Annotated in this window: 1 protein-coding gene; it reads right to left on the reverse strand. The window is 76.5% G+C overall.

Features of this window, described 5'->3' with window-relative positions:
• The coding region (locus G3I65_RS45810) for a polyketide synthase dehydratase domain-containing protein (RefSeq protein WP_203612690.1) at nucleotides 1-839 on the reverse strand (839 nt) is incomplete at both ends.

An 839-nucleotide genomic window follows, 5' to 3' on the forward strand; every position in this document is an offset into this window, starting at 1 on the left:
CCGGCCAGCTGGCCGGCGGAGACGCCGCGGCCCGCCATCGAGCCGACCGACAGCACGGGCGCGCCCGTTTCGTCGGCGACGTCGAGGACGAGGCTCGCCGGGGTGGGCCGGGTCAGCCGGACCCGCAGCGCGGTCGCGCCGGTGGCGTGCAGGCAGACCTGGTTCCACGAGAACGGCAGGACGGTCTCCTTCTCGCCGCCTTCGCGCGCCCCGACGATGATCGCGGCGTGCATGGCCGCGTCGAGCAGCGCCGGGTGGAGGCCGAACCGGCGGGCGTCGGCCAGCGCCTCCTCCGGCAGCGCGACCTCGGCGAAGATCTCGTCGCCGCGCTGCCAGGCCGCCCGCAGGCCCCGGAAGGCCGGGCCGTAGGCGAACCCCGCAGCGACGAGATCGGTGTAGGCGCCGTCGATGTCCACTTCGGACGCTCCGGCGGGCGGCCACTCGGCGAGGCCGCCGGCCGGTTCCCGGACGCCGGGGAGCAGGGTGCCTTCGGCGTGCCGGGTCCAGGCCCCGTCCTCGGCGCGGGAGAAGATCCGCACGGTCCGCCGTCCGTCACCGGCTTCGGCGTCCACCGCCACCTGGATCTGGCGTGCCTCACCCGGGGGCAGCAGCAGCGGCGCCTCCAGCGTCAGCTCCTCGACCACACCGCAGCCGACCTCGTCGCCCGCGCGCACGGCCAGCTCCAGGAACCCGGTGCCCGGCAGCAGGACCGAGCCGAGCACCTCGTGGTCGGCGATCCACGGGTGCGAGGACGCCGAAAGCCGGCCGGTGAACACGAGCCCGCCGGAGGCAGGCAGCGCGACCACGGCACTGAGCAGCGGGTGCCCGGCGGCCGCCAC

It is taken from the genome of Amycolatopsis sp. SID8362 (assembly GCF_010550475.1).
In the GTDB taxonomy this organism is placed as follows: Bacteria; Actinomycetota; Actinomycetes; order Mycobacteriales; family Pseudonocardiaceae; genus Amycolatopsis; species Amycolatopsis eburnea.